The sequence below is a fragment of the Microbulbifer variabilis genome (assembly GCF_052468405.1).
The window spans coordinates 4,387,107-4,405,749 of sequence record NZ_CP174343.1; the positions used below are offsets into that span (position 1 = coordinate 4,387,107).

The 18,643-nt window shown below is 42.6% G+C and carries 24 protein-coding genes and 1 pseudogene; 2 read left to right on the forward strand and 23 right to left on the reverse strand.

From position 1 onward, the window contains the following. Positions 1-648: a carbonate dehydratase gene (can, locus tag ACJJJB_RS19825; RefSeq protein ID WP_353375799.1), complete on the forward strand. Its 648-nt coding sequence runs from the start codon at positions 1-3 to the stop codon at positions 646-648. 266 nt (positions 649-914) lie between these two features. Here can and ACJJJB_RS19830 read toward each other — a convergent pair whose 3' ends face one another. The 20 genes and pseudogenes from ACJJJB_RS19830 to ACJJJB_RS19925 form a co-directional block, all read right to left on the reverse strand. After that, positions 915-1,391 (reverse strand): hypothetical protein, encoded by a 477-nt coding sequence (locus ACJJJB_RS19830; RefSeq protein WP_444945866.1) that lies wholly within the window; start codon positions 1,389-1,391, stop codon positions 915-917. Between the two features lie 54 nt (positions 1,392-1,445). Then, on the reverse strand, positions 1,446-1,898 hold the full coding sequence (locus ACJJJB_RS19835) for a GNAT family N-acetyltransferase (RefSeq protein ID WP_445365368.1): 453 nt from the start codon (positions 1,896-1,898) through the stop codon (positions 1,446-1,448). A 115-nt stretch (positions 1,899-2,013) separates the two neighbouring features. Continuing rightward, positions 2,014-2,589 carry a ClbS/DfsB family four-helix bundle protein gene (locus ACJJJB_RS19840; protein WP_444945864.1) on the reverse strand — a complete coding sequence of 192 codons (576 nt, stop codon included), beginning with the start codon at positions 2,587-2,589 and terminating at the stop codon, positions 2,014-2,016. Between the two features lie 38 nt (positions 2,590-2,627). After that, positions 2,628-3,029 carry a hypothetical protein gene (locus ACJJJB_RS19845; RefSeq protein WP_444945863.1) on the reverse strand — a complete coding sequence of 134 codons (402 nt, stop codon included), beginning with the start codon at positions 3,027-3,029 and terminating at the stop codon, positions 2,628-2,630. A gap of 108 nt (positions 3,030-3,137) precedes the next feature. Beyond that, a complete protein-coding gene (locus tag ACJJJB_RS19850; protein WP_444945862.1) occupies positions 3,138-3,929 on the reverse strand; it encodes a hypothetical protein in 792 nt (263 codons plus the stop codon). 408 nt (positions 3,930-4,337) lie between these two features. After that, positions 4,338-5,516 (reverse strand): alpha/beta hydrolase, encoded by a 1,179-nt coding sequence (locus tag ACJJJB_RS19855; RefSeq protein WP_444945861.1) that lies wholly within the window; start codon positions 5,514-5,516, stop codon positions 4,338-4,340. Between the two features lie 217 nt (positions 5,517-5,733). Further along, positions 5,734-6,000, reverse strand: coding sequence for an MBL fold metallo-hydrolase (locus ACJJJB_RS19860; RefSeq protein ID WP_444945860.1), 267 nt, complete (start codon positions 5,998-6,000; stop codon positions 5,734-5,736). 36 nt (positions 6,001-6,036) lie between these two features. Further along, positions 6,037-6,141: pseudogene (locus ACJJJB_RS19865) on the reverse strand (MBL fold metallo-hydrolase); the annotation flags it as partial. Beyond that, on the reverse strand, positions 6,138-6,527 hold the full coding sequence (locus ACJJJB_RS19870; protein WP_282951951.1) for a VOC family protein: 390 nt from the start codon (positions 6,525-6,527) through the stop codon (positions 6,138-6,140). The gene ACJJJB_RS19870 and the pseudogene ACJJJB_RS19865, both read right to left, overlap by 4 nt. A gap of 153 nt (positions 6,528-6,680) precedes the next feature. Continuing rightward, the gene (locus tag ACJJJB_RS19875) at positions 6,681-7,313 is read right to left on the reverse strand and encodes a class I SAM-dependent methyltransferase (RefSeq protein ID WP_020413744.1); all 633 of its coding nucleotides are present in this window, start codon (positions 7,311-7,313) and stop codon (positions 6,681-6,683) included. Positions 7,314-7,425: 112 nt separating this feature from the next. After that, positions 7,426-7,689 carry a hypothetical protein gene (locus tag ACJJJB_RS19880; RefSeq protein WP_444945859.1) on the reverse strand — a complete coding sequence of 88 codons (264 nt, stop codon included), beginning with the start codon at positions 7,687-7,689 and terminating at the stop codon, positions 7,426-7,428. Positions 7,690-8,124: 435 nt separating this feature from the next. Further along, on the reverse strand, positions 8,125-8,430 hold the full coding sequence (locus ACJJJB_RS19885; protein WP_445365369.1) for a GFA family protein: 306 nt from the start codon (positions 8,428-8,430) through the stop codon (positions 8,125-8,127). Positions 8,431-8,521: 91 nt separating this feature from the next. After that, positions 8,522-8,812 (reverse strand): DUF1330 domain-containing protein, encoded by a 291-nt coding sequence (locus ACJJJB_RS19890; protein ID WP_444945858.1) that lies wholly within the window; start codon positions 8,810-8,812, stop codon positions 8,522-8,524. Between the two features lie 299 nt (positions 8,813-9,111). Continuing rightward, positions 9,112-9,510: a nuclear transport factor 2 family protein gene (locus ACJJJB_RS19895; RefSeq protein WP_020413740.1), complete on the reverse strand. Its 399-nt coding sequence runs from the start codon at positions 9,508-9,510 to the stop codon at positions 9,112-9,114. An 857-nt stretch (positions 9,511-10,367) separates the two neighbouring features. Further along, positions 10,368-10,931 carry a hypothetical protein gene (locus ACJJJB_RS19900; protein ID WP_020413739.1) on the reverse strand — a complete coding sequence of 188 codons (564 nt, stop codon included), beginning with the start codon at positions 10,929-10,931 and terminating at the stop codon, positions 10,368-10,370. Between the two features lie 250 nt (positions 10,932-11,181). After that, on the reverse strand, positions 11,182-11,556 hold the full coding sequence (locus tag ACJJJB_RS19905; RefSeq protein ID WP_444945857.1) for a hypothetical protein: 375 nt from the start codon (positions 11,554-11,556) through the stop codon (positions 11,182-11,184). Positions 11,557-11,615: 59 nt separating this feature from the next. Further along, complete coding sequence (locus tag ACJJJB_RS19910) at positions 11,616-11,966, reverse strand: hypothetical protein (RefSeq protein WP_444945856.1); 351 nt, start codon at positions 11,964-11,966, stop codon at positions 11,616-11,618. 78 nt (positions 11,967-12,044) lie between these two features. Continuing rightward, complete coding sequence (locus ACJJJB_RS19915; RefSeq protein ID WP_445365370.1) at positions 12,045-12,557, reverse strand: SF0329 family protein; 513 nt, start codon at positions 12,555-12,557, stop codon at positions 12,045-12,047. Between the two features lie 321 nt (positions 12,558-12,878). Further along, positions 12,879-13,142, reverse strand: a complete 264-nt coding sequence (locus ACJJJB_RS19920) for a hypothetical protein (protein ID WP_445365371.1) — start codon at positions 13,140-13,142, stop codon at positions 12,879-12,881. A 101-nt stretch (positions 13,143-13,243) separates the two neighbouring features. Next, positions 13,244-13,741: a DNA-deoxyinosine glycosylase gene (locus ACJJJB_RS19925; RefSeq protein WP_445365372.1), complete on the reverse strand. Its 498-nt coding sequence runs from the start codon at positions 13,739-13,741 to the stop codon at positions 13,244-13,246. A gap of 787 nt (positions 13,742-14,528) precedes the next feature. Here ACJJJB_RS19925 and csrA point away from each other — a divergent pair. Then, positions 14,529-14,717 carry a carbon storage regulator CsrA gene (csrA, locus tag ACJJJB_RS19930; RefSeq protein ID WP_444908461.1) on the forward strand — a complete coding sequence of 63 codons (189 nt, stop codon included), beginning with the start codon at positions 14,529-14,531 and terminating at the stop codon, positions 14,715-14,717. A 37-nt stretch (positions 14,718-14,754) separates the two neighbouring features. On the opposite strand, the gene ACJJJB_RS19935 is transcribed toward csrA, so the two are convergent. The 3 genes from ACJJJB_RS19935 to ACJJJB_RS19945 form a co-directional block, all read right to left on the reverse strand. Beyond that, a complete protein-coding gene (locus ACJJJB_RS19935; protein ID WP_445365373.1) occupies positions 14,755-15,606 on the reverse strand; it encodes a DUF4238 domain-containing protein in 852 nt (283 codons plus the stop codon). A 119-nt stretch (positions 15,607-15,725) separates the two neighbouring features. Next, positions 15,726-16,097, reverse strand: coding sequence for a hypothetical protein (locus ACJJJB_RS19940; protein ID WP_445365374.1), 372 nt, complete (start codon positions 16,095-16,097; stop codon positions 15,726-15,728). Positions 16,098-16,850: 753 nt separating this feature from the next. Continuing rightward, the gene (locus tag ACJJJB_RS19945; RefSeq protein WP_445365375.1) at positions 16,851-18,623 is read right to left on the reverse strand and encodes a bifunctional protein-serine/threonine kinase/phosphatase; all 1,773 of its coding nucleotides are present in this window, start codon (positions 18,621-18,623) and stop codon (positions 16,851-16,853) included. Positions 18,624-18,643 lie beyond the last annotated feature (20 nt).

Sequence of the window (18,643 nt, forward strand, 5' to 3'; positions counted from 1 at the left end):
GTGGCAGAGATTCGCCAACTGTTCGCGCGCAATCGCGCCTGGGCAGAGGAGAGGACGGCAAAGGACCCGGAATTTTTCCAACGTCTGAGCCGTCTGCAGGTTCCCAAGTATTTATGGATCGGCTGCTCCGACTCCCGCGTGCCCGCCAACGAGATTGTGGGTATGGCACCGGGGGAGCTATTCGTACACCGCAATATCGCCAACGTGGTGGTACATACAGACTTTAATTGCCTCTCGGTGCTGCAATACGCCGTGGAAGTACTCAAGGTGGAACACGTGGTGGTGTGTGGCCATTACGGTTGTGGCGGCGTACAGGCCGCCATGGGCCACAGCGAATGTGGCCTGGTGGATAACTGGCTGCGCCATATCAAGGATGTCTACGCCCGCCACCAGCAGGAACTGGAATCCCTCGATAAAGAATCGCGTTCGGCACGATTGTGCGAATTAAATGTGATGGCACAGGTACAAAACCTGGCCATGACCAAGATAGTGCAGCACGCCTGGGACCGAGGCCAACGCCTCAGCCTGCACGGCTGGATCTACGATATTCGCGATGGCCTGATTCGAGACCTGGGTATGCGGATGGACGATCGCGGCCAGGTGCCGGAGATTTATCATGTTTATGGTGGGGTGTCGGAGGAGGGGTGAGGCTTTACTGCGTATCTTAATCAGAAAGTCCCTAAGTTATTTTCTGCTCAAGCTTCTAATAATTGGGCGCAGTATAACACCCGTTGTATACACGGCTTTGAAATGAAGGTAAAGTCGAAATGGAAAAGCCGATACCGAGCCTGTGAGTGTTATGTGGCTAGCTCGCTTCTGATCTGCACCTCAGGTGCAATATGATGCAAATCAATATAAAGCTCAAGCATTGGTCTTCAGCCATAATCATCTCAGTTACAATTTACAGAAATTAACTACTGCTCATCAGCTTGTATTTGTTTCTCGGCCAGAATTTCTTGCTGCTTCTGTTTGGCATGCTCTTCGCGCAGCCTGTTAGACTTTACAATGAACTTACCATCAATAAAGTCAAAGTTTTTTGTAGAAATAAGCGTATATAAATCGTCTTTTTCACCAGAACCCTCTGTAACAAAGACAAAATAATTTTTCCCAACTTGGTCATCCGGTATTCTTAAGGTACAACTGGTATTATAATCATGTACTGCTGAAATAAAATTCTTCTTTTCCCCTTTATATATTTTTATCACTTCAAACTTAGCGACCTGCAGATATGCTGGGACATACATTAAAGATAAAAGTTTGCCTTTAAATACAGATTTTGAACGTTTAATAACTTTCTGAGGGTTTTGAAGAGCAATCGTTCCAGGGGTAATTATACAGGCTGATGTATTCAGGCTAATCAGTATAAAAAAAAGAGCTATAAGAAATTTCATAAAATAAAACATCATTAGCAATTGTGAATTAAGGGGCCGAAGTGATTTTTCCGCTCACCTAAGTTTATTAATTTTGTCCAGCTCCATATGTAGCAGAGGATACGGTTTTCCTTGACCATCTAGCGGAGATCTACCTACTACAGCAAAACCTAAATGCTTATAGAACCCTAGGGCTTGAAGATTCTGTTCGTTGACGTCAACTTTTGTCACACCTAGATTTTCAATGGCATACTTAGTTAAAAAAGTTCCAACGCCTGAGCCTCTTGATTCAGGCGCAATGAACAGCATTTCAATATTCCCGTTAAGAACTCCACAGAATCCAAGAATCTTTCCATCCTCATTTTTTGCACACATCAGGTCTACTGAGTCGAAGTATTGTTCTAATATGAGCGGTTTAAGAATGACAATACCCTCTTCTTGCAAAAAATCGTGAGTAGCTCGAACAGAATCCTCCCATATTTCGATCAGCGTTGAATAATCGCTTTTACCTGTTGTCTCTACTTTCATATATTATTCTGATAGATATGTAATACCGTGAGAATCGGCATGCCGTGTGAAGCGTAGCATTTCCAGTAGGGCCTGTAAGGCCGAAATAAAAAGCATATACCTTAGTATATGAGCTTCACTCCTTACATTTTAATTTCTTGAACTTTCGCACTTTTGTACGAATATTTTTCATTGGGGATGAAGTGTTAAATTGAATCATTCGTCCCAGTGTGTAATTTTTATACCAACTTCTAGCATAGAGTTCATCGTTGCTCAGTGACTCGATTAGCTGCAATATTTGCTCGGTAGTTAATTGAAACTCTGATAGCAGATTTTTATAAGACCAATCTCGATATTGCCTGTGAAAATGATGAGCTAACCGACCAAGTTCATTCCATTGATAACCTGTTTCAGGAAAGTCTACCTTAAGTCCTCTTGATGTGAGGTCATACCATTTCAGGACCAGTTTTCCCCATCCAATCAAATATGACAGTGTATCGCAAACACTTATCTCAGTATTCTTTATATTACCTTCAACACCAATTTGTCGTGAGTATTCTTCCGGGATTTCTGAATAATCCGCAAGAAGTTTATCAAAAGTGGTTCGAATGGCTTGATGCAACTCTTCTTTATTATTGGGTATTGATGACATAGTTGATTGATTTGCATAATGCCCGGCATAGCGGAAGTTTTGTAGCAAAATGGTTTGCATGCTAATGTCATAGCAAACATAAATGAGCTGAAGGAAAACTATTCAGCTGATGCTAATTGTTTATCTTCAAGAGTACCCTTGGAAATTTTAAAAATCCAATGAGCACCAACTAAAATTGGTAAAATCCATGGCGTGGTTACCGGCTTAAACAATTGACTGACACTAACTTCACCAACTAAAAATAAGCAAGCGATACTTAGTACTCCAGACAAATAATAATAAGTACATTTTGTTAATATTAAGCTCACCCTAAACTCAAGAAACAGAAACATTCTCCATAATGAATATACTCCAAGAATACCACCAATGTAAGCTGGAATAATGAATTCAGGACGGAGTAATATTCCAAATGGAAAAAGTAAAGTGGCAAACAAAATAATGGCTGTAGATGGTAGTACCACCACAGTGAACTCAGTCCAATGTATGAAACGCTCAATCATAAAAAGCTAATGCTCTAAAAGCGGGTAGCCGTAGAAGCTAGGGTTGCCGGATGCACGTTTTCCGTGCATGAAATTGGTTGGCTTGTATGATAAATATTATCCAATTCCTTAGCACGGAACTAGACTCCCCGCCTGGCCAATAGCTTTAAGGCAGGCATTGAGTGCTTCTGTTGTTATCCTGGCTCCATTAAAAACGATGTCACATAAGATAGCAAAGACAAAGCTCAAGTAACTAACATATGCGAAACCGGTATAGTCATTGTAAATTATGGTGTAGAACCAATTCTGCTCAAAGAGATAAAAATATGAGCATATACCTGTTGATGCCAGCATTAACCCAGCAGGCAAGAATAATTGTTTGATAGCCCTAGGCTGCATAAATGAAGCAATTAATAAGAGGATAAAAACAATTGAATTAGTGGCCAAAAAAATACGTACGTCCAAAGTTAATTTATGGACAATTTCCATGTACTTGATATGGCTGAGATCAATTAGTTTGGTCTTGGCAGTCTCAAGCGAGGCAAGCTTTGACTGCATAGATACCCTGATTGATCGTTCCCATTTTCTTCGACATTCGCAATCCAGATTTCGAAGTTTTGCAATTTGATTTGCAAGAATGGCTGGTGCATCTTCTTTGAGCTGTTGCTTTACCTTTTCAAGATCCCGCTCAGTTTTAGCTCGAAACTCTCGCGCTTTGGCACCTAGCAGACCTTCTAGCTTCGTTGGCGCAGGAAGTCGTAAGGCATCAATCCTTTTATCGGCTTCAGATTTAAGCTTCCATTCGATAAAGGAACTGCCTGATTTTTCTATGATATGAGGAGCGGCGAATGTAAATAGAAATAGAGGAACAAATAAAAGCACCCCTAGAAGCCCCCAAATTCTTAGTGACACTTTTTCCATGTATTACTCTGGTACCATTTAATAGCGTATTAAAAATAAATTATATTATATCTTGTTATTCTATTCCTTTAGATCACAGGGTCAAATCGTTAAAACTCAATAAGTTTGAATTACCATGGCACTAGCACCGACAAAAGTTGCAAGAAAGCTTCAACCAGGCTCTATTTATTTCCTGCACAACTTATATCTTGCAGCTCGACTAAAAAAGTGACTGTCAACTTCTCAGCTTTTGTTACAGCAATACCCTTGTAGCTTGGGCGGGTCCTATTTTCATAGGCTTTTAATGCCGAATTTTTGGGGCCGGAGTCTAGAAGCGGAGTGATGGAACGGAGGTCTCAGTCGCAATACGGCGACAATAATAGCGAGCAATCTATGGGTGGGCAAGATCGCCAGGTAGAACAAGCAATACTACGGTGCATTGAGTTTAGCCACAGACGCCTCAATAGAAGAGAGGACATTTCTCACACGTAAGCGCAACATCTCGACCTGTGTAACTGTTTCACGTGCTCCGACTTCACCGTACCAAAAAAAGTGATTGCCAGGGACACGGGCGTTTAGTGCACCAGAGGTTGCATAACTAAACTGATCCATTAAATTCTGCCAATTCTCCGGGTCAATCTCTTCAGATTTTGACAAAGCAGGAAGCGCGATATTTCGATATAAATGCTGAACCTGATAAAGCCCCCAATTGCCTCGATCAGTTAGCGCGTGGTCATTGTCTAGCACTTTATTACCAGAGATTGTGACGACCATGGGAAAGTCGGTAAATTTAAGGGCTCCTGTATCGGCAATTGCCCAATCCAGATCCTGTACAAAGTTGCCGTTATCATAGCGAGATGCAATCATAATCGCATTTAGGGCTACCGGAATTTCTCCGAGTACATCACTTTCGAACGTCTCCCAAGGAATAATAACGTGCCCGTTCATCTTGTTCTGAGCAGTCACGTACCTCTTAAACAACTCGTAGAATTGCGGCGCTTTCGAAAGCCCATTCTTTGACTTTGAGATTGCACCTGGTGCAGCCAGTAGCAACGGGATAGGTGGGGTTGATGCAATTGAAACGTAAAGGCTCATATCCAGCCCGGCCGCCTGTGAAGCCTCGTAAACTGATTGAGTAATCTGCCCGCCTGCGCTCCAACCAAGAACAATGATCTCACCCGAAAGCCCATGCTTGTCCACGTAGTGTTTGGCGACCGCAGCTACTTGGTTGCCCCAATCACGGATCGAGAATGCAGGGTAGACCTTGGAATAGACCTTGTTTCCAGTCGGATAAGATGCGCCAAGAAAAGAAAACCCTTTCTGCCCAAACCAATAGGCGAGAAAATCCTTCTCGTCGCCACCAGGGTAGCCATAGGCGACACGAGCTAGATGAAACCCACCCGGAACGAAGATCACCAGAGGTTTTTGAGTATCGCCGGCTTTGAAATAATTCAGTGTTTCTATGCCGTTGGTTAGTAGCATCTCCTCACCTGGATAAAGGTGAGCATTTACCCTGGTTTTTTCGACCGTCCAACTCTGCACAGCCTGGGCTCCCAAAGAGACTAAAGAAAAGAATAACGCATGAAATACATTAATATATAGCCTCATTTTTAGGCTCCTATATGGGCTTAATACCTATTTATAGGCTTTTCTCATCATTAATCACTGAAATATTTCTTTCTATAAGGCTTCTATAAGCTTTTTGGGGGAGGAATAGGGATTTGTTCTTTAAATTGAATTTTTCCAAAATATCCTTAACTTGTGTATCTATCATTATTCCTCCCACACTCCCCCCTTTTTGATGAAGCTCTCGAATTTTGTTTACTCATTCGAAAGTATTTTTCCTAAATTCAAATAATGAGAGTTTACTTGATGGAACACCATGCCCCGGTATTATCAAGCTTTGTTCATCACCTAGATTTAAAATAGCATCAATCGCTTCATTAAAGCCTTTAATTCCGCCAGAATAAAATACTGGGTGCCAGCTGGTATCGAATACATCACCGACAAATATTGAATTACTTTCCTTAAGGTAATAGATATTGTCGATTGCTGAATGAGACTTGACTTTAATGTGGGTAAAGCTATCCAAGTTAAAGGTATTCTCTTTAAGTTTTCCTCCTCGCTTTTCAAAGTACTCGTTTCCACCGGTGTGGTCAGAATGTGCATGTGTGTTTAAAATGAAAGAGATTGGCTTGTTGTGAATTAATGTTTGCTGGTGAGAACTAGCTATTTCATTGAATGAAAACCGATATTATTTCCTTCGGTATCTTGCGCTATTGCGATAAAACCATGCTCCCCAATAGACATTTTAGGCACTACTAGCTTCCCACCTGCTGGCTCGACTCTGGCCAGTTCAACAGAACAATCTTCGCAATCAAAATACACTAGGGTGCTATTACCTCCAGCTTCAACACCATCCATTTTACAAATTGCCCCGCTTGCACCCGGTTCTTGTTTCATTGGAAATGCCCACATCTCGGGCTGAGGAAAATCTTTTACTTCGTCGGGATTGTCTAGTCGAGTTAACTCCTGCTTGAGCACAGCTTCATAAAAGGACTTTGCGCGTACCATATCATTTACATAAATTTCAAACCAACAAACTGCATTTGTATTCATTTGAGTATCCTCACTGTTAAGTATCTAGGTATGGTTTGTATTTCTGGAGACATAACGAAGTTTTAGAAAAATCATCCATATTTTACGTTGGCGCGGAGCTAGTCTCTATTTGGCTAGTAAGGCCAATATACCCGCCGCCTTCAGCTCACCCTATTATGAGTCAATTTTACGCGCAATAATGAAAACTACCATATTATGCATTCCATGTTGCCATTGAACTTCAATGGTAAAACCAGCGTCTTGAATTTCTTTCGCTAATTTTACTTTTGTTAGGATGAAGACATCGGGCATTATGCCCATGAATTTTCCCAGAGGTGCTAAGAGCTTAATAAACCGTATATAGGAATTGCCCATACAAACGGTACTACTCACGAAAACACCACCAGGCTTGAGGATTCTAGCAGCTTCTGCCAAAACATCTTTTCTATCTGGTAGTAAGTGAATAACATTTAAACCCAATACTGCATCAAAACTCTCAGACTCAGCATTGAATTCGGTTAACGTACCTCTGGTAAATCTAATATTATCGATGCAGGCTTCCCTGGCCTTAGTTCGACCAATCTCAAGCATGTTTTCAGATATATCTACCGCTTCAATATGTTGCACATACGGAGCGTGGTAAATCGCCGTAGTCCCTGTTCCGCAGCCAAACTCCAAAATATTCATATCGGGCGTAAAGAATTTTTGGGTATCTGAGAGCTTCTTCTGATAACTTGCCTCGTCAGAAATAGGGCTCCTAGCATACTCCTCTGCTTTTCTATCCCAGAACTTATCAGACCTAGTCATATCAGTTCCTATATAAACGCCAAGGCGTTATCGACGCTGTTTATTTACTCCCTGATTCATAAAGCCTCAAGCTGCGGACCGAAGCGTCCGAAAGCCTTAATATTTTATATTTCTAAAACCCATTAAGGACACCCCACAACTTATCCCAGCGTTCAAGCTTTTCATCGGCACTCAAGAGTCTTGGCTGAATTTGAATAGGATTGCCAAGTTGATTCACGCCTTCCAATAAATTGGAATTTACTGCCCCGCGAAGCTGACCATGTATATTGCAGCCTACGGCTAGTAGTTCATTACAAGCTTTGCAATGGTAGAAATTAGCAAGCTGATCACCATTTTGTTTGGTTGAAATCCCATCACCAATGAAAGCCACTGACATATTCGGATCACTTATAATAAGTGACGGGTTGGCTTGGCAATAATTACAATCGCAAACGCGCGGATTCAAACCTTCGAGCGGTCCAGCTAACTGAACTTCAACCCGCCAACGGTTACATTTACACGATCCCTTAAAGAGCATAATAATTAGTGCCAATTACGATGAAAGATACGCTTGCCTCAATTGCCGGAGGCTACTGGCGCATTTCTTGCCGGTATTGTGGCAAAAAAACGTGACAGCAACCGGGGATCAGATTGCAGGTATTTGGTACGCCCAGCATAGGCGTGAACTAATAGGGTGAAACTTCCCTGTAGGAAGATCACCATTTAATGGCATTCCATTAAATGCTAACTACCAGCGAATGGCAACTGCAACACGGTGAGATCTTAGGGGGAGGGGGCCGCTGGCAAAACTACGAATTGACAAACAGCAATATCATTTAATGCTTGGCCCACAGGGGAGGTGGCCAAGGACGCCGAAACCGTGCGATTTAATGGGTAGAGTAAATGATGCAGTTCTGTAGTGAAAGCCATATCCATGTTTGCCGACAAACGAGGTTAAGAGAGACTCGCCAGAAAGCCACTCAAATTCATCTGGATCTACAAGGGCTGATGCAGATGAACTAAATGCCTTGCGACATCGAGAGCAATGGCAAGATTTTGAATCTCGAAGTTTTCCATTTACTCTATATTGAATGTCTCCGCAGAAATATTCTCCCGTTATAGGCATAAATTCTTCCATGATTCTTAACGCCGCCAGCACAGGCCGGAGCGCGTAGTGCGGAGGTTCACCCCAAAAAGTGAGCGATTATGCCTAGCTTTGTTATGATTGATTAAACACAACCTTCCGCCAATATTAATTGACTATTTGTTGTGTTGTGGCGTATCTCAAATAGATCCTGTGCTTCTGGATCAGCTAAAAACTCTTTTGCTTTTTCAGTTGATGGAAACTCCAATATCACCAACCTCTCCGGAATCCAATTACCTTCCATTTTTTCTGGAACTACTCCTTTTACAATGTATCTGCCGCCATGCTTTTCAATAAATACCGGTATTTTTTCAGCGTATTCTAAGAAGCTCTCTAATACTTTAATTGAGAAATCTAAAACCAAATACCCTTTCATTTGCATTTACTCTGTAATCTCTTTTGATGCATAACGCCTCAACCAGCCGGTCGCGAAGCGTTCGGCTGGATTAACTTATTGTGTGATATGTTCTCGTACCAGTCGGCACGCGAGTACCGGGCTAGGATTTGTTTCGGTCTGCACTTGGGTGTTGCCTTAGATGATCATAAAGCTCTGGGCGACTCGTAAGCTGATTAAGCAATTCGAAAGGAAGTTGGAGGACTTCGCGAAAACCGATGCCTGGAGGCAGTTCGCGTTATCATCTCCAGTGAAACCGAGGTCCACGCCGGCCTATCGCCTCATTCACCACGCACGAGTAATTGCAGGTCCTCCGGATTCCCTTCGATAAGGCGGCTAAGGGATTCGGCGCGCGAGATCCGACCGTCTCTTAGCGTGTACAGGCTGATTACCTTGATTGTGAGCTGTTGGCCATCTTTCGCCTTCGCGCGCACCAGATGCACATCAGCTATCCGATCGCCCTCGCCAATTACGGAAAGGTAGTCGAACCTGACGGCCGAGTACTCCATACGGAACAAATTGATACGCGAATCGAGTTGCGATCGCCCAATCGTCGTGTCATCGATCTCCTGCACGAAGTCTTCGGTAAAGTAGCGGTCGGTGACCTTAGAATCAGCGTTCGGATCACATACCGCTTTGGCCATCTCATCCAGGAACGCTTCGGCCTGTTCACTATTCATTTTTCGATTCTTCTCCGTTCGCGTCCGATTGTGGTCGAACGCATGGACAGACATCTACCACTGTCTAACGTTAAGGTTGACCGAGCCGTCATGCAGCTCGCAAGAATTTAACAAACTAGGCGAAGCCTATCCCGCGAATTTGATTATAGCGGCTTCGGGCCAGTGCTCAGTTATGCGCAAGTTGGTCCGCCCAAACCTTCGGTAGCCGGTTGGCAGTAAAGACAACCGCTGCCCTGAAAGTCGAAAGTGAGTAATGCACGAGTATTGCACCGGTTCATGATACTCGGGTCAGAATTTCCATGGAATGCGTGTACAACTCTGTTTCTATCAATTCAGAAAGCTCCCCATGCGTCACATGTCTCAAGGTGGAGCGTAGGCTGTACAGCCCAGCCACCGGCTGGGCGATCTTACCTGGCCTGGTTATAGCTGTCGCACATTGAACGACCTGCTTAGAGCGATTTCATTTATGTGACGTTTTGTCTTCGCGCCGGCGCATGCTAAGTATTGATGTATGAACTTAATCCCCTCCTATACCTCCATTGGAGGTAGGGTAGGCATCTTGGCTTGGCGCCACGTCAGGCGATTTATAATTTGGACTTGTATCCATTGGTTCCGAAAAATGAATAATCACCAAACCGCCAACCAATGGAAATAGCCAAACCAGGATGCATTGGATGATCTTTTGAGCCCTATGGGAGTAATCAGAACGTATACATCTGTATGAAGCGTAAAGATTAAAAGCTGCTAGCAAAAATAAAGAAAATATCAAACCATATTCTTGGTTCATAGACTATTAACCTTCGTACTTTTAGCAGATTTGGAGCAAAGCGGAAAATTAGATCGACATCAAGTGCATGTTAGCTTTGTTTGCACTTAACTGTTTTATCAATAGCTTCAGACCAGGCTGATTGACTATCAAAGTTCTCAACTAGACCATTGTTAGCTTGGTTGTCGGTGAAAGCACCTATACCATGCTGAATCATGTATTTTGGATGATAGGTCGGTAGCCCTCGTTCACTTAAAGCCTTGCATACCTGCTCATTACTTTCCAAGATCGCATTGATCTCTGATTGTAGAAGAGAAAACTGTTGCTCTGAAAGGCCGCTTAATGTATTCATGCGAAGAACTATGACGCCTTGATGTGATGTTTTATCGCTAACCCTTTTGGTGTCATAAATTCCATAAGTCATAGCAGCGTAATACATTTTTGCTGCATCTGAATAATTTTCAGAGTTTAGGCATGTCTTCATGCCTGCAAATATATCAGCAGGATTTTGATTGGCCTGGAGCTCATTAATATCCACACACGATGCTGGCTTGGATGCTTCTAGGTTTCCATTACTTTGAAAGTTTGTAACATTAGTGTTGTTTGCGCATGACGTAATAGCTATGGATGCCAGTATTGTAAATATTTTATTCATATATTTGATACCTCTTGTGAAGCCACCAGTATTTTAAAAATAATACTGTATTATATCACCTTTAAATATATCCCAAAAATAAAGGATCACTCTAACTAAAAAACATACCAATCAGTGTGTTGGCTAATGGTGACAAAGCTATTTTAGTGGCTATATTAGTTTTCCCCGATCCTTACTGCGATGAAATCGTCTTGTGCTAGCGTGGCGTAAGCACGGAATGTAGGTTATCGAATATGGATCTAATATCATGTTACTCCGCGATCCACTGTTCCAAGTCCTCTACGGGCCTTGGTAAGCGCCCCAAAAGCCACTCCGCGCAAGTTCCGGGTCTGAATTCAGAATCATGGCACTCAATGACCCATGATAATAACTCTTCCGGTCCGCCATTTATGTAAGGAGGTGGAGATACTGGATGAAACGAAGTCGGCAACCTTTCATCCACAGAAAGGTAATTTAGAACATAGCCAAATTCTTGAACAGTATGCCATGCGAACTGGTGAGTTATATCGATCTCAAACTTTACCCACCAGCGACCTATTTCATCTGATCCTTTTACAACAGTACCATGAATCGCAGGAACTTTTTCCAGGAAATCGATCAGCTTTGTAAATGCGCGGTCATCCATAGTGTCCCTTGACAAGGAATTTTAAATAAGCTGAATCATATCACTTGTCATACTTAGGATTACAACCAAATCGTATAAACGACATACTTACCTGATTCGCAGTATAATGTTATGAAAGTGCTTTCTTTAGTTTCTGGTTCAATAGAAAATGAAAGCCAGCCTTCAACTGGCACCAGTATCTTATCCGGAAATTTATCACTTTTTGTTTCCAGGATAGCCTTTTCGAATATGCAATCCCTAAATTCAGACAGATTAATATTATACGTTAATTGCTTTTCTGACTTTATTTTTACTTTTGCCCCACCTTCGATTATATGTTCGATAGATACTCCAATAGAATAATTTATTGAAGATTCTGTATGGGCATCATAGCTGCAAAATAGAACTGTAAGTATTAATAGATTTCTCATAATAGATATAAAATACTAAAATCTGTCTGAAAAAACATAAGACAATGGGATTGCTGGACGTTGCATTGAGGTTGTTTGTTATGTGTTGGTCGGGGCTCTAATGCCTTCAGCTTCTAATCTAAAGCTCAATAATTTCTTTGCTAGTGGGTGTAAATTCGAAGTATTGATTTCTTTAAGTCTACGTTTGCCTAAACGCTTATCCAGTGTTGCTAGGGATTGAATCAATGGATCTTTAGAATCTAGAGCTTCGTCCACTTTAAGATCATGAACGAATTCCCAGCAGGCTTCATAGGCATCTTGTCGAGATAACTCTCCATACTCCACCTCACCATAGGATAGTTTCTGCTTTTCACTTACATGCTCAGGCACATCGGAATCAGTAACCCAGCGATTATCTTTTCTATAGAAATTACCACACGCTCTATTCCAAAAGGCCCTTGTACAGAAGTTTGCTATGACCTCTTTATCAAGAGTCAACCAGGCATGTCCACATGAACAGTTTCCATAACTGGTACTGTTGATAGAGATACTGCTATCCAGGGATGGAGAAAATTTTTCTTCAACTAGAGATTTGAGCTTGCTCCATTTCATTGGATGATACTCCTAATTACCAATAACATCTCACGGACAAATGGATTCGAATGCTGTGGCCAATCAAAAATTAGGGTCCGGATAACTACATCCTTCTAAACGAGAACACCAGAACTCTACGCTTTTGTTATAAATTACTTTTATAGGGTTGTCCATTTCTAAATGTTTGGTCCATAGAGCATATAGATACTTATTAAGATTAATACCGAATTGAGAATAAGTTAAGGCTTGAGTGAAGAATCCTAACGTATACAAGCTTAACATCATTAAAAATAAGATCTCTATCTTCTTTATTTGTAAGCTTATTATCTTCAGTGTAAATCATTTATCTAACTCCTTTTTAAAGTCATCTAAACTCAGAGATCCTTGCCTATTCTTTGAGCGGCTATTAATTTCTTCGACATTCTGTTGAACATCTATTTGGTCAAGATACCATTCATATTGCTCGGCCGTTAGTATCGCCCCAACAACCTTACCTTTAGTCGACAAAACTAATTCCGACTTGTTTGTTTCTATAGAGTCTACGAAATTCAAGACAGATTCCATATCAGTTACATCTTTTTCTATATATTCATCAATACTCATTTAGATTTCCTTAGTTTTGTTTTATATGGAGCTTATGCTCGTTACTCGGGCGAGCTACGCGTGGCGCGTTTCTTAAGTCGTATGATAATTTAGCTGTTTGTTTAGTGAGTGAGTTTCTCATGCCAAACTTCAATTTTATTTTCTAAGGTTAGTGGATAAGTAGCACTTGATGAAGGCAAGCGAACAAAGCTAATAGTTTCGCAGTTCATATTGGGTTTAACATACGTATTAAAGCTCTCTTCTGCCTTTACTCCGTTGAACCCAACTTTATGAATATTTCGATACTTTTCAAAGAATGATTGAAAGTCATTTGGAATCTGAGAGTCTGATTTAATAGAGCTATCAAGGCTGCCTGAACGAACGCAGGTATGAAGTACATCCCAAAGTGCGATCCCTGATGCTTTTAACTCCTCTATACGAGCTTCGTAAGATAATTCAGTACTAAAACCAACAATGCCAGCCATGATATCCCAGAATTTATTTCGAGAGTTGGCATAATACTGGCTGTATTCGAGTGAAAGCTCACCCGGCATACTGCCTAAAATTAGAATACGAGATGCTTTATCTGCGATAGGACTTAAGCCTGTAATAGTGCTCATTGGGGTGCCTAACAGAGTGTTCAAAAGAAGCTGGATTATACTGCTTGTCAAAATATTCTAATAATGGGAGATCACCTTAATCAAAGGGCGTTCTGCATCAGCATCTTAGCAAGAATGGATTATCGTACCAGACAGCCCAAGATTTAAGCACTTAACGAAAATATAGTCACTACTAAAAAAGCGTGGCCATCCAATCCCCCTGCTCTATGGACAACTGAAAATTTCCACAGTGTGAGCACACGAAAATATAGGCACAAAAATGATCTTATTGGATTTTATTCAGTTTGTTTTAGTGTCAAAGCTGCGTAAAATCGATAGATATTTATTGGTATTTTGGCCGGAATTGGGTGGCCTTTTGAAGGCCGATGGCCAAAGACCAAAGACCAAAGACCAAAGACCAAAGACCAAAGGGATTCGAGAGAATCAAGATATCTAAGAGTTTTCTAAAGAACCATCTTCTCACAGGAGAACGGTAGCGTGACGTAAGAGACAGTAAAAGGCGCTGACCCAAGGTGCAGCAACACCAGGGGCCAGCTAACCAAATTGATAAACACAGTATCAAAATGGCTATATGGATCATACGCTAGAAACCCGCTCGTCTTCAATAAAGTGGAGTACATTCAGCGGCTTGGTGCGATTCCCCAAGCTCTGGAAGCGTTGTGCCTGCCTTTTCTTCTTCTATGCCTATCGTTCCCGCGCACCACCCTAAATTTCCTCATAACGTTACTTTCTCGGCCTTCTATCAGAGAAGGTCTCCCCATGGTTTTAGTATCAGTAGGAAATAACTATGTTGATCTTAAAACGTCGGACAGGTGAAAATTTAAGGATTGGAGCTAATGTCTCAGTTACAGTCTTGGAGGTTAAGGGTAATCAGGTGAAGATAGGGATACGTGCTCCCAAATCTTTACCTGTTCACCGTGAGGAAGTATATATACGTGAGAAAAAGGAAAGAGCACCGGCGAGAAGGGATCGTTGAAAATCTAGTCTCGTTTATTATTTACCACGTTTACCGGTTAGGCTGGAGTGACGTCCTTTTTGGTGGAGATTTTATGTTTGTGCGTTGAGAGGTTGTCATTTACTAAAAGAATCTCAGAATTAGTTGGGTAAAAAAATCTATCAGCAGAAAGAATCACTTTAGTGTTAGTTAAACCAATCAGCTGCTCAGTAGCTTTGAAAGAGCCCTCAGCTATTTTTTCATTTCTGGCGATTATGATTGCATGCTTGGTAATTGGAACACAGATTTCCACCATTGGGGTATTTAATCCGAAACAATAGCCATTGCTACTATTTGGATGGCTTAGAATAAATGGACTGTCAGAAGTAACTACATTAGATTTTGTGTCATCAATAACATGGAGCTGAAAGTACTTATTTGATAAGCACTTTTGAACAGTATCAATTAGTCTAAGCTCAGACATAATGATGTCTGTTTGATCATATTCAAATTCACTTTTGTTTCGTATTTTTATATCTTGGGCGATACTATTTGTAATTTCTCTTGTTCTTTTTAATGGAGATTCTATTAAATTTCGAAATGAAGGGACACGTAAATAGAGTGTGGCCAAGAGTAAAAACAAATAGCGCATCTCTTCTTTGGGGGGTAAAGATGAGTGTTCTTTGATATGCAGAATTCCTTTCTTTATCTTTGGTTCGATTTCTTCGGCATACCAGTCTTCAACTATAAGAGAATTTGAGTGCTGAACAGTATAGTAGTCTCGTTTTGCACATGCGTCATTTGGGCTCGTTTGGAATGGAGTGTTGTTATTAATTGGCACACACCAAAATGGTGAAGTATCTTCACCACCTATAGTAAATTCTTTTAGGTAGCATTTCGGTATGTAGTGATGCTTTGCCTTTCTTCCCACAATGCTTCCTTGGCACTTTAATACTAAGTTATGAGACGGCCTGGTGGTGGTCGCCCGGTGTAGGTCTGTACAGATCCTGCTGAAGTGAACTTGACTAGCTTAGCTAGACTTGTGCTCAACTAATATTTTCTGCATATAAAGTGCACAAGATCAGATTTACTCGATCCAGTAACAAGAGATGTCCATTTGGAACGATTAGACCAGTCCTTTAACGGCTTACTAGGTTTTTGCTTAGCTCCATCCTCACTTGAACCTCCAAGTTCAAAATACTGCATACGGTCGCAATTGACCTTAAGTTCAGTAAAATCTGTATAAGCACTTCCTTTGCCAATGCGACTACTAAGGACACGTATGTTTCCATCACTTAGAGGTTGTCGCTCAATGACATAATATGTACCTTTATCCCCTGAAGATGGCTCTCGATACAGTTCATTGGAGGTTGCTGCTGAGCTAATAAGCAATAAAGTACTTATTGCAATTCCTTTTTTCATATTACCCTCTTGCTAGATATTTTATGAATCTTAACTTTACAATGACGATCTTTCTTATAAAAGAGTAATTCGCACTTGATTGTGATTAGAAAATTCGTTCTCTATTAACTGTTTTTAAAATTTTCTACCAACACGGGTTGAATTTTTTAGTTTTTTCACTGCCTGAACACTCTTCATAGTTTCATTTATTTTATTTTTAATATAATAAGAAAAATAGATAAGCTCCAACTTTCTTTGACTTATGATGTACTTCGCAAATCTTGTGATATCCTCTTAAGTACCTTCCTTATTCTTGAAAAAGAATAAGGCCAATTTTTTGCCTCTAGAGATTCGAAAACTCTTTGGTTTTTTTAATTGCTTTCCTTTTGGATGTTAAAGAAGCTGGATATCTTTCAGAGTTATTAATGTTAAAACGGTGATAATATTTTTCTCGAGCCTTTTCGATAGCTACCAGAACTAAGTCTAAGCTGTACCTTATGAAAACCCCATATGGCTCTAAACGATTCAGCCTATTCGAAAGAGGCTGTATGATATCACCCGTCAATAAATTCTAAGAATGGGTATTCACTCTTAAAATTACAACACAACTAGCAGTTCTGGTCAGAACCAGCATAAAACCACTCTGTTTGATATATGAAGCTACTATTTATCTCGGGTATTGAGAGATAAGAAATTGGCAAATACTATTCTGTATTTAGACATTCATGGCCAGTATATTTGCAAACTGGAACTACCGCACCAGAAAAACTATTCTTAAGCACTAGAAGAAAACAACGCCGCCACCGCCAACAAAGTGGCCACCCATATCCCACAAAGAATCTTCCAGAACAAAGACGCATCCCCTTTCTCAGCAGGATCTTCCCTTAGGTAATCCGGGTTCGGATTGGCCAGGTCGCGCATAAATTCCGTCAGCGTGGAGTAGCGCTGTTCCAGGTCGATACTGCATCCGCGCTCCAGGGCGCGGTCGAACCAGATGGGGACTACCGGATTAAATTGGCTGGCGGTGCGGTAGCGCAGGCGTTCGAAATCGGCGTGGGAGCGGCAGTTTTCTATTTCCTCGCCGTAGGGCAGTTCTCCGGTAAACATTTCGTAGGCAATGGTGGCGAGAGCATAGACATCGCCGCGAATACCGCTGTTGTGCCCGAGGATATAGTGGGGGTCGGAGTAGCTGGCGGTGCCTAGCGCTTCCGGGTGCTCCAGGGGACGAAAAATCTCGGCACTGCCGGCTACATAAACTGAGCCGAAATCGATAATTTTTACCCGCCCGTCGCCGTCGATCATGATATTGGCGGGGCGCAAATCCTGGTGAATGGTTTCCTGATCGTGGAAGGCCTGTAGCCCGGTGGCAATCTCCTTAAGGATGCGAAACGCTTCCGCCGGTTTGGGAAAGCGGTTGTTGGTGATCCACTGTTCCAGGGTGCTGCCCTGTACATACTCCATCAGGTAATAGAGCGCGGTGCGCGGGCGGGTCTGCCGGTGCAGGCGCACTACCTGGGGGCTGCGAATACGCAGGCCTATCCACTCCTCCTGAATAAAGCGGTCGATATAGTGGATATCGTCCTCGTAATTTACCGAGGGGGTTTTCATCACCAGAATTTCCCCGGTGGCACTGTCGCGCACCAGGTACAGCTGGCTGCGCTGGGAGGAGAACAGCTCTCGCTCTACCTGGTAGCCATCCAATACCATGCCCGGTTCCAACTCCGGCGGGAAGGGCAGGCGGGTAAGCTGGCGGCTGTAGTCGTCCAGGGTGGTTTGTGGCAATGCCTTTACCTTTACCACTAATGCGGAGAGGTTATCGTCACTGCCGTTTTCCTCGGCGAGGCGCACCAGGGTTTCCGCTGTTTCCTGTTCGCTTAGTTGGGTATCTGCCAGCAGCTCGCGCAGCAAATCCTGTTTGATAAAGTCGTGCACGCCGTCGCTGGTAATCAGCAGCACATCGTCCTTAGCCAGGCTGAGCTGGCCGTAATCCACTTGCAGGCCGGTATCCATGCCCAGCGCGCGGGATAGCATCTGCTGGCGGTGGGCCAGGGTGATGTTGTGGTCCCGGGTGAGGCATTTAAGGTTGTCACCGCGCAGGTGATAGATACGGCTGTCGCCGATATGAAAGTAGTGGGCAGTGCGGGATTTAAAAATCAGGGCAGAGAAGGTGCACAGGAAGCCCTTTTCCTGTTGGGGAAAGTCGTGGCTCTTGCGGTATAGCTTGCTGTTAATTGAGGCGAGGATTTTCTGTCCGGCGTGGGCCACAGACCAGGTATCCGGCACCTTGTAGTAGTCCCGCACAAACTGCTCGGTGGCGGTGTGGCTGGCGAGAGCGCCGGCTTCGGCAGAGCTGACGCCGTCCGCCAGCGCGGCGACTGCGCCCAGGTATTCCTGCAAGTGCGGGTTGTCTGGCCAGTGATAGATTGCGGCATCTTCATTCTGCGGTTTGATGCCGGCACTGGTGCAAAGGCCGTGGCTCAATCGCGGTGTCTGGGCTTCGGGGTTTGCCTCGGTTTCTGTTTGCACCCCGGAATTGGTTTCGCTCACAGCTTTCTCCACTCTCTTTT